Genomic DNA, 15,964 nt, shown 5'->3' on the forward strand with positions numbered 1-15,964 from the left:
AAACAAGCGGGCCTATGGAGAAGCCGCTTACCCAACACATTGTACCCGGTCGCGCACCGCTCAGCTTAAAGGAGTATGAGCAGGTGGGCGGATACCAGTCTGTGCGCAAAATCCTGAAGGAAATGACACCCCAGGAAGTACAGGCACTGGTAAAGGAATCAGACCTCAAAGGCCGTGGCGGAGCTGGTTTTAACACCGGCTTAAAGTGGAGCTTTGTGCCCATGGGCCCTGATGCTGCCACACCCAAATACCTGGTTGCTAACGCCGACGAAATGGAACCTGGTACTTTTAAAGACCGCGTGCTGCTGGAAGGAAATCCGCACCAGCTGATTGAAGGAATGATCGTGGCGGCCTATGCCATACAGGCAAGTATAAGCTACGTGTTCCTCCGCTGGGCTTATAAAGTGGCTGCCCGGGAAATAACCAAAGCTATACAGGAAGCCTACGATGCAGGCTATTTGGGCCAAAATATACTTGGCTCCGGCTTTAACCTGGACATGCACCTGCACACCGGGGTTGGTCGCTATATGTGCGGCGAAGAAACTGCTTTATTAAATGCGCTGGAAGGCAAACGGGCCAACCCACGAGCAAAGCCGCCTTTCCCGCAGGTAAGTGGTTTGTTTGGGAAGCCAACTATAGTTAACAACGTCGAGACACTTTGCTGCCTGCCACACATTGTAAACAACGGAGCTGAATGGTTTAAAAAACTGGGCTTAACTGCAGATGCCGGAACTAAGCTTTTTGGAGTAAGCGGCCGCGTGAAAACACCAGGTTGCTGGGAGCTGCCGATGGGCACCACCATACGTGAGATCTTGGAAGACTATGCCGGTGGCATGCAGGATGGTTACCTGTTCCGTGGGCTTTTACCAGGAGGCGCATCTACAGACTTTTTAGTGGAAGAACACCTGGACCTGCCGATGGATTATCCTTCTATTCAGGCTGCTGGTAGTCGTATGGGTACAGGCACCATGATCATTATGGACGACCAGACCTGCCCGGTTGGCTTTACCCTGAATCTGCAGCATTTCTTTGCCCAGGAATCGTGCGGTTTCTGTACGCCTTGCCGCGAAGGGCTTCCTTGGGTAGAGAAAATACTCTTAGCTATAGACAAAGGCGAAGGCAAACCCGAACACCTGCTTACTCTCGATTTTCATACGAAATACCTTGGCCCCGGCAACACGTTTTGTGCGTTGGCACCCGGCGCCATGGAACCCCTGCAGAGCGCTCTGAAATATTTCAGAGAAGATTTTGAACGGCACATTCACGAACACCACTGTCCCTGGAGCAAAGCAAAAGCATGGCAACCATCTATATAGATAACACCCCCTTCGAAGTACCGACCGGAAAGAACCTATTGGAGACTTGCCTGACGCTGGGCCAGGACCTGCCCTACTTCTGCTGGCACCCGGCCATGGGCTCTATCGGGGCCTGTCGCCAGTGTGCGGTAAAGGTGTATAAAGATGAGAACGATACCAAGGGCAAGCTCTTTATGTCGTGTATGGAGCAGGTGCGCGATGGCATGCGGATCTCTATTGCTGACCCCGAAGCCAAAGAGTTCAGGGCACATATTATCGGCTGGCTCATGACCAACCACCCCCACGATTGCGCTGTGTGCGACGAAGGCGGCTCCTGCCATTTACAGGACATGACCGTAATGACCGGCCACAACTATAGAAGCTATAGTTTCCAGAAACGAACCTATAAAAACCAGTATCTGGGCCCGTTCCTGAACCACGAAATGAACCGCTGCATACAGTGCTATCGCTGCGTGCGCTACTATAAAGACTATGCAGGCGGCAAAGACCTGGACGTATTTGCAGCGCATAACAATTTATATTTTGGCCGTGTCGAAGATGGCGTGCTGGAAAGCGAGTTCAGCGGAAACCTGGCAGAAGTTTGCCCAACCGGCGTGTTTACCGACAATACTCTAAAGCAACACTATACCCGCAAATGGGACCTGACGATGGCGCCATCTGTTTGCCACCATTGCAGTCTGGGATGTAACACCACAGCCGGCGAACGTTATGGCACTTTGCGCAATATAACCAACCGCTACAACGGTGAAGTGAACGGCTACTTCCTGTGTGATCGCGGTCGTTTTGGTTATGAGCACGTGAACAGCATAAGTCGCATCCGAAAATCGTTAGTCCGAAGCAATTTGCCTGAAGCTACCGACAAGTATACCGCACTACAGGCAGCAGCACAGGCTATGCGACAAGGCAGGGTAATCGGTATTGGTTCGGCTCGCGCATCACTGGAGTCTAACTATATGCTGAAGACGTTAGTAGGAGAAGATAATTTCCATCATGGGGTATCGGATGCAGAGCATGATCTGACTGAACTTTCGCTGAAGATATTAAAGGAAAGCAGCGCCCGAACCCCAAGTATGCAGGAAGTGGAAAAAGCCGATGCCGTATTTATACTTGGCGAAGATCTGACTAACACTGCTCCGATGCTGGCACTGGCCGTGCGGCAGGCAGTACGACAGGAGCCGATACTGGAACAGGTATCAAAAGCGAACATACCAGTCTGGCAGGATGCAGCCGTGCGAGAGTTGGTGCAACATGATAACGGGCCGCTTTTCATTGCTACGCCTACCACTACCAAGCTCGACGAATTGGCAACCCAAACGTACTTTGCTGACCCAGATTCTATCGCCCGCTTAGGCTTTGCTGTGGCTAATATCATTTATCCTGAATCTCCGGGAGTGCGCGGGTTAAAGAACGACGACATGCACTTGGCGCAGCAGATCGCTGATGCATTGATGAAAGCAAAGAATCCGGTAGTAATTTCCGGCACATCTACAGGCAGCGAAGCTATACTTAAAGCTGCAGCTAACATTACCAATGCACTGGTAGCTAAAGAGAAAACGGCAGGTATAGTTCTAACCTCACCAACCAGCAACAGCATGGGTCTGGCAATGCTCGGCGGCCACAGGTTACAATCTGCTTTTGAAGCCATTGAGAACGGCTATGCAGATACGGCTATCATCCTGGAGAACGATTTGTACCGGCAGGCTGGTGAAGGCGCAGTAACCAACTTCCTGAAGTCGTGCAAAAAAGTGATCGTGCTGGATTACCTGCATAACCAGACTACCGAACATGCAGATGTACTATTAGCTACCGGGGCTTTTTCTGAAGCAGACGGAACACTCATCAACAACGAAGGGCGTGCGCAACGTTTTTACCAGATATACCCCACCACCGAAGACATACAGGAAAGCTGGCGATGGCTGGGCGAACTCGGAACTATAGTTGCCCACGACCAGATCAGCTGGTGGCATGGCTATGACGATATCCTGGGTGCTATAGTTAAAGAATATCCTGAAATGAAGGGAATTGAGATGGTTACCCCGCCATCTGATTTCCGCATAGCCGGACAGAAGATACCACGTGCCCCGCACCGTTTCAGTGGACGTACCGCCATGCGTGCCAACATTAATGTAAGCGAACCCAAACCTGCCGAAGATCCGGACTCACCACTATCCTACACTATGGAAGGCTACTGCGGCCAGCCACCTTCAGCTATGATCCCGTTTTTCTGGGCGCCGGGCTGGAACTCTAACCAGTCGGTAAATAAATACCAGGAAGAAGTAGGCGGACACCTGAAAGGCGGAGACCCTGGCATCAGATTGATCGAGCCTGACCCGGAACACAAAGTGTCGTTCTCGGTAGCTGTTCCGGAAAAGTTTGAACCGATGGATGGTCACCTGTTTATACTTCCGTTGCACCACATTTTTGGATCTGAAGAATTAAGTAACCAGTCGCCACCAATACAGGAGCGCATACCAGAACCTTACATTGCTATCAATGCCGACGATGCATTGCGCATGAAGCTGGATGAAGGCCAGCTGATGCCATTTGCCATAGACGGACAGCTCTACCAGTTGCCAGTGAAGCTTAGCACAACTATAGCCAGCGGCACCGCCGGCTTACCTGTTGGCTTGCCTGGAGTACCTTTTGCCGAATTACCTGCCTGGGCCATCCTAAACCGAGAACTGCAATGGAAACCGCAGCACCAAACTACTTACTGATCATCGGCGGCGTACTGTTCGTGATGCTGAACGTGGCAGCTGCCCTTATTTGGGTAGAGCGTCGTATGCTGGCCCTATGGCAGGACCGATATGGCCCGAATCGTGCCGGTCCGTTTGGTTTGCTTATAGTTGCTGCCGACTCTATAAAGCTTTTTTTTAAGCAGGACTGGATTCCGCCTTTTTCTGATAAGCCGGTGTTTGTGCTGGCGCCAGCTATAGTTGTAATCAGTGTACTGCTCAGCTTTGTAGTGATACCGTTTGCCCCCGGAATTATAGTTGCCGACCTGAACATTGGCCTGCTGTTTTTCCTGGCAATGTCGTCAATGGGAGCTTATAGTATCATCTTAGGTGGCTGGGCATCTAACAACAAGTATAGTTTGCTGGGTGCCATGCGCGGGGCGGCGCAGATGATTTCCTATGAAGTTTTTATGGGTCTGGCCCTGATGGGCGTGGTACTGATGGCTGGCTCCTTTAACCTGCGTGAGATTGTGGAAGCACAACAGGGTTTATGGTTCTTCATTCCGCAGATACTTGGTTTTATTATCTTCTTTATCGCCGGTATTGCTGAAACGCACCGCCTGCCTTTTGACATTCCGGAAGCAGAAAGTGAGCTGATAGCGGGCTTCCACTCAGAGTACTCGGGTATGAAGTTCGGGATGTTCTTTATAGGCGAATACATGGGTATTACGCTCATTTCCTGCATGCTGGTAACGCTATACTTCGGCGGCTGGCTTGGCCCTGATTTTCTGCCGCCTATCGTGTGGTTCATTATAAAAGTAGTAGCCTTCCTAATGATCTTCATCCTTCTCCGCGCATCCATGCCACGACCAAGATATGACCAACTGATGGAGTATGGCTGGAAGATTTTACTGCCGCTGACTTTGGTGAATCTGATGATTACTGCTGCGGTGGTGCTGTGGCTGGAAGGGTAAGATAATTACGAAATAAGAATGAGTGAATAATCCAGCCACCCCTGCCCCTCCTTATCCAAGGAGGGGAGCTCTGAGTTACTGATTGAAAAGGTGATCAGAATAGTAAATGACTAGAAGTATAAGAAGATAAAGCTTGTGCTAAAGAATAATTCAGAATAAGAAGTAGGTAAAAGCTCCCCTCCCTGGATAAGGAGGGGTTAGGGGTGGTTTGACCACTCCAACCAAGTATAAATCCGCAGGAGTCGACACCCCTGTAGTCTCCTCAAGGGGACAGTTAGATAGAGCACTTAAAAGAAAGGAGCAGCTATGTTTAGTTTGTTGCGCAGTATGTGGCTCACATTTCTGCATGCGTTTCATAAGCGGGACACCATACAGTACCCCGAGCAGAAAGCTATACTTCCTACCCGTTGGCGCGGCCGCATTATACTTTCCCGTGACCCGGACGGTGGAGAGCGTTGTGTTGCCTGTAACCTGTGCGCTGCTGCCTGCCCTGTGGATTGTATTTCACTCCAATCCACCGAGGACGAGCATGGCCGCCGTTACCCGGAATTTTTCCGCATCAACTTTTCGCGCTGCATATTCTGTGGCTACTGCGAAGAAGCTTGCCCTACCTACGCCATCCAGCTTATACCTGATTTTGAGATGGGGGAATACAACCGCCAGAACCTGGTGTATGAGAAAAAAGACCTGCTGATAAACGGCCAGGGCAAGTACCACGGCTACAACTACTACAAAGTAGCAGGCATGGCCATCGGCGGGAAAGACAAAGGCGAAGCAGAAAATGAGCTTCCGCCGGTAGATGTTAAAAGCTTAATCCCCTAAGGCCATGGAACTGACATTTTACATCGCGGCAGCCGTTGCCACACTGGCTACCATCATGACCATAACCCGCTACAACATCATCCATGCACTGCTATACTTAGTGGTGTCTTTCCTGGCGGTGGCAGTGGTGTTCTTTACATTGGGTGCCCCGTTTATGGCTGCGCTGGAAATCATTATTTACGCCGGGGCTATAGTTGTGCTTATCATTTTCGTGATCATGATGCTGAACCTGACGCACGAAGATGTGGATAAAGAAAAAGAATGGCTTACGCCAAAGGTTTGGGTTGGTCCGGCTATACTTTCGGTAGTGCTGCTGGCAGAGCTGGCTTACATCATTTTAGTCCCTAACACTCAACCTACTGAAGCTTTGGTAGCCGTTGATGCCAGATTAGTGGGCATGTCGTTGTACGGGCCTTATATGCTAGGCGTGCAGCTGTGCGGTATACTATTAATGGCCGGTATAGTTGGAGCATACCACCTGGGCCGCCAGAAGAAAAAAGTGGTGCACCGGTTCTTGCAACCAAAAGAAGAAAGGAGCGCCGCCATATGACACCTGCACACATGGAAGCCGCTTTGCTGCTGGCCGGCGTACTTTTTATGCTCGGCCTGATCAGTGTACTCATTCGCCGTAACATCATTTTCATGCTTATTTCTGTGGAGATCATGCTTAACGCTGCCGGGCTGGCTTTTATAGTTGCCGGCACCAAATGGGTGCAGCCCGACGGGCAGGTGATGTTCATATTTATACTTACCATGGCCGCTGCCGAAGTATCGGTGGGGCTTGCGCTTATACTTCAGATCTACCACCAGCTCAAAACCCTGGACAGTGATGCCGCTAATTTAATGAAAGGATAACCAACTATGGAAAATCTACTCTGGCTTATACCTGCGCTGCCGTTTCTGGGAGCACTGTTGCTGATCCTTTTTGGCACACGTTTATCGCGCGCCTTGGTAGCTATACTTGGTGTAGGAAGTGTGGCAGTTTCAGCACTCATTACTATACTGTTAGGAATAGAATTTCTGAGCAACCGGCCGGAGTTTTACCACCAGGAAGTATGGCAGTGGTTTAATGTGGCGGGCTTCTCTCCTTCCATTGCTTTTCACCTGGATGCACTTTCGCTGGTCTTTGTTTTCGTGATCACATTTGTAGGGGCCCTCATTCATTTTTACGCCACCGCCTACATGGCCGACGACCAGGATTACTCCCGCTTCTTTGCCTGCATGAACCTGTTTGTTGGCTCTATGCTGATGCTGGTAATAGCCGATAACCTTCTGCTTCTATACTTAGGCTGGGAAGGTGTGGGCCTGTGCTCATACCTGCTCATCGGGTTCTGGTACAAAGAACCGGAAAACGGGTACGCTGCCCGTAAAGCTTTTATCATTACACGTGTAGGCGATACTGCCATGGCCATTGGTTTGTTCATGCTGTTCCAGGCTTTCGGTACGCTGCACATCCAAACTATACTTACCGAAGCCCCTGAAGCCTGGAGTGTTGGCTCCCAGATTGCCGTTATAGTTGCGTTGCTGCTGCTAGGTGGTGCTGTGGGTAAATCCGGTCAGTTGCCGCTGCAAACCTGGCTACCCGATGCCATGGCTGGTCCTACTCCGGTTTCGGCGCTGATACACGCGGCTACCATGGTAACGGCCGGTGTATACCTGATTGCGCGTATGTACGTGATCTTTGAACTGGCTCCGCTGGCTCAAACCATAGTAGCTATAGTTGGCGCTGTTACCTTGCTATTAGCCGGTTTCTCTGCCCTTACCCAATACGACCTGAAACGGGTGCTCGCCTACTCTACTATCAGTCAGATCGGCTACATGTTCTTAGCCTTAGGCGTAGGAGCCTGGTCGGTGGGTATTTTCCATTTCATGATTCACGGGTTCTTTAAGGCGCTACTCTTCCTGTGTGCCGGGGCTATTATTATGGCGCTGCACCACGAGCAGGACATGCGCAAAATGGGTGGCCTGCGACACAAGATGCCCGTTGTATATTGGACCTTCCTGATAGGAGCTGCATCGCTGGCGGCCCTACCACTTATCACCGCAGGTTTCTATAGTAAAGATCAGATTCTGTGGTATGTACTGGCTGGTGAGAATGGTAACATTTGGTTATACTTAGCCGGACTGACTGGGGCATTCATTACATCTATTTATACTTTCCGGATGGTGTTCATCACCTTCTTCGGCGAGAGTAAAACGCACCTGGAGCACCCGCCTGGTAAGGTCATTACTGTACCACTCATCATCCTGGCTATACTTTCATTGTTTGGTGGTTTTATAGAATTGCCGCACAATTTCGCTCATGTTACCTTCTTCTCTGATCTGATGGCTCCTGTACTTCCGGGTATAAATGCTAACGAAGCTTTGGCAGCAAACGAATGGATGTTCCAGTTGGTGGCGGCTGTAGTTTCCTTGGGTGGGGTGTTTGTGGCTTACCTATTCTACATCAAGAGTCCGCAGCTGTTGGCAAGTATAGAGCGCTCTGCTTTTGCGATGGCGCTGCACCGATTCTGGCACTACGGCTGGGGTTTCGATGCGCTGTATGATGCCCTGATCGTGCGGCCCTACGTGTTCATCTCCCGGCTCAACAAACGCGACTTTATCGACAGCTTCTACACCGGACTCGCCCGCCTGGCCGAAGGCTTCCATGTGATGTTTTCGGAAACACAGAATGGTGTGCTTCGCAACTACGTGGCCGGCATTGTGGTCGGCGCGATCATGATTCTAACTATAAGCCTGTTCCTATGATACTCGTCTGGCTGATTGTGATACTGATGGCTGGCGGACTGCTGGCTTGGCTCTCTAAAAAAGTAAGTCCTGTGTTACCCCGCTGGGTGGCGCTGGCTGCCGTACTGCTTGATCTTATTCTTATAGTTTATCTCTGGATCAGCACGGAAGCAACAGCCGGTTCAGCCTGGTTGATGCGCTACGAAGTGCCGTGGATTCCACAATGGGGTGTGAGTTTTAGCCTGGCGCTGGATGGGTTAAGTTTACTGATGCTGGTACTGACGTTCTTCCTAGGCTTGCTGGCCGTGCTCATCTCCTGGAAAGAGATCAAAAACAAAGTCGGCTTCTTCCACTTTAATTTGCTTTGGGTGCTGGCTGGTATTACCGGCGTGTTCCTGACTATGGACCTGTTCCTTTTCTACTTTTTCTGGGAAGTGATGCTGATACCAATGTACTTCCTGATCGGGGTTTGGGGGCACGAGAACCGCACCTACGCAGCCTATAAATTCTTCCTGTTCACGCAGGCTAGCGGCTTGCTCATGTTGCTGGCTATACTTGGGTTATACTTCATCCACGGCTCCGAAACAGGTAGATACACATTCAATTATTTTGAGTTACTCAACACACCCCTTGCCCCTGCCGCAGCACGCCTGCTGATGTTTGGTTTTCTGGCTGCTTTTCTGGTAAAGTTACCTGTAGTTCCATTCCATTCGTGGTTACCCGATGCGCACTCTCAGGCCCCCACTGCTGGTAGTCTTATACTTGCCGGACTGTTGCTTAAAACAGGAGCTTATGGTTTGCTGCGCTTTGTTATCCCACTCTTCCCGACAGCAACTATAGAGTTTGCGCCGTGGGCGATGCTGCTGGGTGTGATCGGCATCATTTACGGGGCTATAGTTGCCTACTCTCAAACCGACCTGAAACGGTTGGTTGCTTATACTTCGGTGAGTCACATGGGCTTTGTGATACTGGGAGTTTTTGCCTTTAATGAATGGGCTTTGCAGGGTGTGGTAATGCAGATGATCGCGCATGGCCTAAGCACAGGCGCACTGTTTATACTTGCCGGCTTCCTGTACGAGCGTCTGCATACCCGCGACATAACACAGATGGGCGGTTTCTGGGCCAAAGCTCCCAAAATGGGCGTGATAGCCTTAGTGTTTGTAATGGCATCGCTGGGACTTCCGGGGCTAGGCAACTTTATAGCTGAATTCCTGACACTGGTCGGTTCCTGGCAGGCTGATAACTTAATGACCATTTTTGCAACGATAGGCATCGTTATGGCAACGGCTTATTCACTGCGCATTATGCAGAAAGTATTCTACGAACCCGGCCCGCAGCACGAATCATTCAGCGACCTGAACTTCCGTGAAATGCTCATTGCTGTACCGATGGTGCTTGGCTTGCTCTGGCTAGGCCTATATCCGCAACCTATATTGGATACAGCGAAACCATCCATCAACGAACAGCTCCAGGCTTATACTTCACCGGAGCCAACTATAGCGGAGCCAAAAACCGCGCTTCACCAGCAACCTGAAGCAACTGTAAACCCAGCTCAAGTGACTATACATCAGCGATCATTTACCAATCTCCAAATCTTCCAATCTCCAAATTAAAAGATATGAGCCAGACTGATTTCATATACCTGATGCCGCTGCTGATACTCACATTTGCGGTGCTTGTTTCGATGCTGGTGATTGCCGCGTGGCGCAACCATAAAATCATTTATGTGATTACGGCGCTGTCGTGTATTGCAGCTTTTGGTTCGCTGTTCGAGTTGCGTACAACCACTGCTTATGTCATAGAGCCAATGTTTGTAATTGATGGCTTTGGCGTGTTTTATATTGGGATGATTTTACTGACTTCCCTGCTCGTAAGTATGTTGTCGTATGCCTATTTTGAGCAGCGCGAAGAGCGGAAAGAAGAATATTATTTGCTGCTGGTTCTTGCTACTTTGGGTGCCTGCGTGCTGGTTATCAGTACACATTTTGCATCGCTGTTCCTGGGCCTGGAGATTCTCAGTATCTCGCTATACGCACTCATCCCCTACCTGCGCACCCGTCCCCGCTCCGACGAAGCCGGTATCAAATACCTGATTCTGGCTGCTTTCTCATCTGCTTTTATGCTGTTCGGAATGGCGCTGGTATACTTTAGTACGGGTACAATGGTGTTTTCCGGATTAGCCGCAAGTATAGCCGGTATGCAGGAGTTACCGCTGTTGTTGCTCACAGGCATCGGCATGATGCTGATTGGGGTTGGTTTTAAGCTGGGTATCGTGCCCTTCCATATGTGGACACCGGATGTATATGAAGGTGCGCCTGCCCCGGTTACAGCCTTTATAGCTACTGTTTCAAAGGGTGGTGTGCTGGGTTTATTAATTCGTTTCTTTATGGAAGTGGATGGATTCCGGTACCCGGTGCTGGTTACGATCTTAACTATAGTTGTCATTGCATCCATGTTCGCTGGCAACCTGCTGGCCCTAATGCAGAAGAACGTAAAACGCATCCTGGCTTATTCTTCCATCTCGCACCTAGGGTATATTTTAGTAGCTTTTATGGCCGGTAACCAGATGGGCGTAGAAGCTGTGACTTTTTACTTAGTTGCTTACTTTATTACCAGCGTTGGTGCCTTTGGTGTAGTAGCGATGCTTTCGGATAAGAACAGTGATGCGGAGCTGCTGGAAGATTACAAAGGCCTGCTCTGGCGCCGCCCCTGGACGGCTGCCGTTTTCTCTGCTATGTTGCTTTCACTCGCTGGAATTCCACTCACAGCTGGCTTTGTTGGTAAATTCTACATTATCGCGGCGGGTGTAAACGACCAACTTTGGCTGCTGGTGGTGATGCTGGTGCTCAACAGTGTTATCGGTTTGTACTACTACATCAAGATCATTGCGGTCATGTTCCAGCAACCGGAAATCGAGCGTGAACAAGCAATCCGCCTACGCCCATCTATTTATGTAGCCAGTGCTGGCACATTGGCTGTGTTGGCATTGCTGCTGGTTTATGTGGGCGTTTATCCAACGGGGTTGGTGCAGCTTATTCAGAATGTGTTGGTGAGTGTGCCGGAGATTGTAGCTAAGTAGGATTTTATAGTTGACGAGATCCAACCACCCTTAACCCCTCCTTGTCTAAGGTGGGGAATTTTCTGCTACTGCTATAGTTGTGGCTACTATTGTTCTATAGTTACTGCCTTAACACCCCTATAGTCCCCTCGAGGGGACACTCTCTGCTTATGCTCCTCCAGCAACCAGAGTTCTATAGTTTCAGATTGTGAGTAGGATAGGTTTACCTGTCCCTTTGGAACAACAACCACGGGAAAAGCTATGCATCTATAACATCTCTTCCAACTATAGCAGCTATTATCGAAAGATCACAGTCTTTGGGTTGAGCGCCTTGTGAATATCTGGTGCCGCAGGCATTGCAACCGCAGGAGCAAAAGAGATTCGCGCAGCGCGATGCCCAAAGACGGGGCCGCTCGGCCCGAGAGAGCCAAGGTAACTATAAAAAGATATGTGAGTAGAGCTCCCAGGAATGGAAGTGGCTATGAAACAACAGGCTTGGCTCCAGTTGCAGAAGGCTTCAACTATAGGATATATAAGACCCCTCGGCTGACGCTCGGGGTGACAAAGAACAACAACAAAAAAGCTCTTGAAACAAGAGCCTTTTTATCTATTCACCTATACTAAACTTCTAAACTTTTTCTTTCTCTAAACTAAACAAAGCGGCTAAACCTTCTACCAACGCCTCCGACTCACCACGCATACAAGCAGCTTTTAACTCCAGGGCAGGTAGCTTTACGATCTTGTTCAGGATATTTTTGGTAAGTGTTTCCACTACTTCTCTTTCCGCTTCGCCCAGGTTTTTCAGGTACCGGTTTAGTTCCTGCTGACGGATCTCTTCCAGCTTGCTTTTGAACTGCTGCAGGGCCGGCGACATGGCCATTTCGCGGGTCCAGGTACTGAACTCTGTCATAGCTTCTGCAATGATCTGCTGCACCTGCGGGATGGCCGCCATGCGCATTTCGAGGGCTTCAGAAGCACGATTCTTGATCGTATCTACATTATATACTTCCACACCAGTCAGCTCTTCTAAAGCGCTGTCGATGCTGCGTGGCATGGATAGGTCCAGGAAGAATTTTGGAGCGTTTACACCTTGTTTCTCTATTACTTCTTTACTGATAAAAAAGCAGTCGCCTGGAACAGACGAGATAACCACATCAGCTTTGGCAATCTCTTCCCACACGTTCTCCCAGTACACAGCAGTAGCATTGGTCTTCTCAGCCAAAGCCTGTGCTTTATGATGGGTGCGGTTAACGATAACCACGTTGTTTATACTTGATTTCTGGAAGTTGTCGCACACATTCGCACCGATCTCACCTACCCCAATCATCAGCACGCGCGGGTTAACCAAATCAGCTATCAGCTCTTCTACCAGTTCCACTGTAGCATAGGATACCGACGCAGCGCCATCGAAAAAGGCTGTTTCGTTAAATACCTGTTTATTGGTAGCGAAGATAGTGTGCAGCAAACGGTGCAGGAACGGGCCAGCCATGTTTGCATCTGCAGACCACTGGTAGGCTTTCTTCACTTGGTTCAGTATCTGCATGTCACCCACCACCTGCGACTCCAGACCAAGGCCAACATAGAACAAATGCTGCACAGCCAGTGCAGGCTCGGTAATGTGCTTAAAGTATGGCGTGATATTTTTAGTAGCTACAAAGCCGCGTTCCATCGCAATCAGTTTAATGATCGCCTGGTCCAGTTCTTTCTCTGCGCTATAGTATATTTCGGTACGGTTGCAGGTCGAAAGCACCAGCACATCCTGGGCATCAGTAAATTCCTTTATCTTATCCAGCAGGTTACGACAGCCGATCTCATTCAGCGCAACTGCTTCGCGCACGTTAATCGGCGCATGTTTGTAGGATAATGTGAGGGCTTTAAAGTTGTTTTGCATCTTCTTCTGTCAGATTACATTGCAAAGTTGCAAAATGCTACTCTACAGAAACATGACTATAGTCACTTATCGAAAAGATTGATGTCAACTTTATAAAAAACTATAGCCCGGACTCCATTTCTGAAGTTCGGGCTATAGTCTAGAGGTGAGTTATAGTTTCTCCTAATTCCGCATTTTGGCTAGTTTCTCGGAGTTAAGTATAAAGATGCGGCTGCCCTGGCTGTCAATCAGTTTCTCGTCTTTAAAGTCGGCTAAGGTACGGATGACAGTTTCTTTGGAAGCGCCAACTATACTTGCCAAGTCTTCGCGGGTTATACTTATCTGGGTCTTGTTTCCGGCCTGTTGCTGATACTGTTTTTCTACCAAAAGCAGGGCTTCGGCTACGCGTTTGCGCACCGAGTTGTAAGCCAGTTTCAGCAGGCGTTCCTCACGATCAGCCAGGTTATCGGATAGAATTTTGATGAACTTGTTGGCGATGTCGCGGTTATGGTTCAGCAGCGAGAAAAAGTCTTCCTTCGGAATGATATATACTTCAGAATCTTCCAGCGCCACAGCTGACTCACGATATGGAGTTTCTTCCAGCAGGTCCAGGTAACCTATAAAATCACCGTCTTTGTAGAGGTTGGTGATGTACTCTCTGCCTTCTTCGTTTGCCTTAAAAGTTTTGATCTTGCCTTTGTTCAGGAAGTATAAAGCTGTCGGGCGGTAACCTTCCATGAACAGTTGCTGCTTCTTTTTGAACACTGTAACTTTCCGGTTATCAGAGAGCAGTTTGTTCAGGTCCTCAAAGCCGCGCGCCTCCTGTATAAAGTTATCTATACCTTCCACACTCTTCGTAAATTCTGCCTTCAGGATCTCGTTCTTTTTCAGGCGCATTTCCACGGCATCCAGCAGTTCCAGGTCGTCGAAAGGTTTAGTCAGGTAATCATCTGCACCCAGATTCATGCCTTTTCTAAAGTCTTCTTTCTCTGATTTAGCTGTCAGGAAAATAAAAGGAATGCTAGATGTTACCGGGTTTTTGCTGAGCATGTGCAGCACGCCATAGCCATCCAGTTGGGGCATCATTATGTCGCAGATGATGAGGTCGGGGTGCTCGTTTTTGGCAAGCTCCACACCTACTTTTCCGTTCTCGGCTTCAAGTACCTCATAGTTTGCCAGCGAGAGAATTTCGGCGGTGTTTTCCCTGATCTCCTGGTTGTCTTCTATCAGCAATATCTTTTTCATGCGTCGGCTGTTGTGTTCGGAAATATTATCCTGAAAGTGGTTCCTTCGTTCAGTTCGCTTTCGTAAGTTAAGGTGCCGCCCATAATATCTACGTAGCGGTTCACGATGTTAAGGCCCAAACCGGTACCCTGTATGTTGGTTACGTTCTGCGCCCTGAAAAATGGGGTGAATAAATGGGCTTTATCGGCCTCGGGTATACCAATGCCGGCATCTTTTACAGTTAAGTTTATACTTGGGTCTACTTTCGTATCAATGTAAATCGGCTTCCCTTCGCCGGAATATTTACTGGCGTTGGAGAGCAGGTTGATCATGATATTTTTGAGTAACTGCTTATCCAGCGTAACTATAGTTTCAGCGCCGTGATGCGTGTAGTGTATCTTCTGCCCAATCTTCACCAGTCCCTGCATTTCATCCACAATATCAGCAGTAAACTCCTTCAGGTCAAAGGTAGTAGGTACGTTGTAAATCTTACCTTCTTCAATCCTGCTTATCGACAGGAAATCGTTGAGAATATTGGTGAGGTTGCTGACTGCCGATTTTATGCGCTCTACGTGTTTCTGGCGTTTCTCGTCGTCTTCAGTTGTTTTATACTTGCTGATGAGCGAGGCAGACGAAAGCACAGTACTTAGCGGTGTCCGGAACTCGTGAGAGGCGATGGTTACAAACCTGGATTTAAGCTCGTGCAGTTCTTTTTCTTTTTGCAGTGCTTTTCTGATCTCTACCTGCGCCTCGTACAAACTGCGGTTAGAGGCTTCCAGTTTCCGGACCGCTTCGCCCAGTTCGCGGGTACGCTCCTCCACCCGGTGCTCAAGCTCTGTGTTCAGTTTTTGTATCTCGGCCAGACTTTTGGCGTGCTCTACACTATACCTGATAGAACGCTCCAGGGTATACGGGTCGAAAGTACCTTTAACCAGGTAATCGGCGGCCCCTACACGCATGGCTTTTTCGTCGGTTTCGCGGTCGCTTTGGCCAGTTAAAAGTATAAACGGAGCCATACTTCCGGTTTCTACTGCCTGCGAGATCAACTCCAGCCCGTCGTGCGCTCCCAGGCGGTAATCTACCAGGTACACGTCGTGCTTTTCCTGCTTTATCAACTCCGCCGCTTCACTGAAAGAGGCAGTCCAGTCGAGCAGGTAGTTGCTCCCCGGAATATCTTCTATCGTATCCCGGGTAATGATGAAATCATCCTCATCATCATCGATCAGCAGTACACGTGTCTTGTTGTCAGGCATATTTTATAGTTTGGAGTTTTGGAGTTAGAGAGTTTAGGAGCAGAT

Annotated in this window: 12 protein-coding genes; 9 read left to right on the forward strand and 3 right to left on the reverse strand. The window is 49.3% G+C overall.

The genetic code is table 11. From position 1 onward, the window contains the following. Window positions 1-14: 14 nt before the first annotated feature. The 9 genes from nuoF to MJ612_RS07435 all read left to right on the forward strand — a co-directional run bounded on the left by nuoF (window position 15) and on the right by MJ612_RS07435 (window position 11,593). Window positions 15-1,316 (forward strand): NADH-quinone oxidoreductase subunit NuoF, encoded by a 1,302-nt coding sequence (gene nuoF, locus MJ612_RS07395; RefSeq protein WP_187032865.1) that lies wholly within the window; start codon window positions 15-17, stop codon window positions 1,314-1,316. Then, a complete protein-coding gene (gene nuoG / locus MJ612_RS07400) occupies window positions 1,298-4,033 on the forward strand; it encodes an NADH-quinone oxidoreductase subunit NuoG (protein ID WP_187032866.1) in 2,736 nt (911 codons plus the stop codon). The genes nuoF and nuoG overlap by 19 nt, the downstream gene beginning before the upstream one ends. Next, window positions 4,003-4,965 (forward strand): NADH-quinone oxidoreductase subunit NuoH, encoded by a 963-nt coding sequence (gene nuoH / locus MJ612_RS07405; protein WP_187032867.1) that lies wholly within the window; start codon window positions 4,003-4,005, stop codon window positions 4,963-4,965. The genes nuoG and nuoH overlap by 31 nt, the downstream gene beginning before the upstream one ends. Window positions 4,966-5,271: 306 nt before the next feature. Continuing rightward, complete coding sequence (gene nuoI, locus MJ612_RS07410) at window positions 5,272-5,787, forward strand: NADH-quinone oxidoreductase subunit NuoI (RefSeq protein WP_187032868.1); 516 nt, start codon at window positions 5,272-5,274, stop codon at window positions 5,785-5,787. 4 nt (window positions 5,788-5,791) lie between these two features. Beyond that, on the forward strand, window positions 5,792-6,337 hold the full coding sequence (gene nuoJ / locus MJ612_RS07415; protein WP_187032869.1) for an NADH-quinone oxidoreductase subunit J: 546 nt from the start codon (window positions 5,792-5,794) through the stop codon (window positions 6,335-6,337). Then, entirely contained in the window at window positions 6,334-6,642 is a 309-nt protein-coding gene (gene nuoK / locus MJ612_RS07420) for an NADH-quinone oxidoreductase subunit NuoK (RefSeq protein ID WP_187032870.1), read from the forward strand. Before nuoJ ends, nuoK begins: the two co-directional genes overlap by 4 nt. A 6-nt stretch (window positions 6,643-6,648) precedes the next feature. Beyond that, entirely contained in the window at window positions 6,649-8,535 is a 1,887-nt protein-coding gene (gene nuoL, locus MJ612_RS07425; protein ID WP_187032871.1) for an NADH-quinone oxidoreductase subunit L, read from the forward strand. Next, the gene (nuoM, locus tag MJ612_RS07430) at window positions 8,532-10,127 is read left to right on the forward strand and encodes an NADH-quinone oxidoreductase subunit M (protein ID WP_187032872.1); all 1,596 of its coding nucleotides are present in this window, start codon (window positions 8,532-8,534) and stop codon (window positions 10,125-10,127) included. The genes nuoL and nuoM overlap by 4 nt, the downstream gene beginning before the upstream one ends. Window positions 10,128-10,132: 5 nt before the next feature. Next, window positions 10,133-11,593 carry an NADH-quinone oxidoreductase subunit N gene (locus tag MJ612_RS07435; RefSeq protein WP_187032873.1) on the forward strand — a complete coding sequence of 487 codons (1,461 nt, stop codon included), beginning with the start codon at window positions 10,133-10,135 and terminating at the stop codon, window positions 11,591-11,593. 607 nt (window positions 11,594-12,200) lie between these two features. Here MJ612_RS07435 and hemA read toward each other — a convergent pair. From hemA to MJ612_RS07450, 3 genes are all read right to left on the reverse strand, one after another. Beyond that, entirely contained in the window at window positions 12,201-13,463 is a 1,263-nt protein-coding gene (gene hemA / locus MJ612_RS07440; RefSeq protein WP_187032874.1) for a glutamyl-tRNA reductase, read from the reverse strand. Between the two features lie 162 nt (window positions 13,464-13,625). Beyond that, a complete protein-coding gene (locus MJ612_RS07445; protein ID WP_187032875.1) occupies window positions 13,626-14,687 on the reverse strand; it encodes a response regulator in 1,062 nt (353 codons plus the stop codon). Next, window positions 14,684-15,919: a hybrid sensor histidine kinase/response regulator gene (locus MJ612_RS07450; RefSeq protein WP_187032876.1), complete on the reverse strand. Its 1,236-nt coding sequence runs from the start codon at window positions 15,917-15,919 to the stop codon at window positions 14,684-14,686. The genes MJ612_RS07445 and MJ612_RS07450 overlap by 4 nt, the downstream gene beginning before the upstream one ends. Window positions 15,920-15,964: the final 45 nt, after the last annotated feature.

It is taken from the genome of Pontibacter deserti (genome assembly GCF_023630255.1).
Classification (GTDB): domain Bacteria; phylum Bacteroidota; class Bacteroidia; order Cytophagales; family Hymenobacteraceae; genus Pontibacter; species Pontibacter deserti.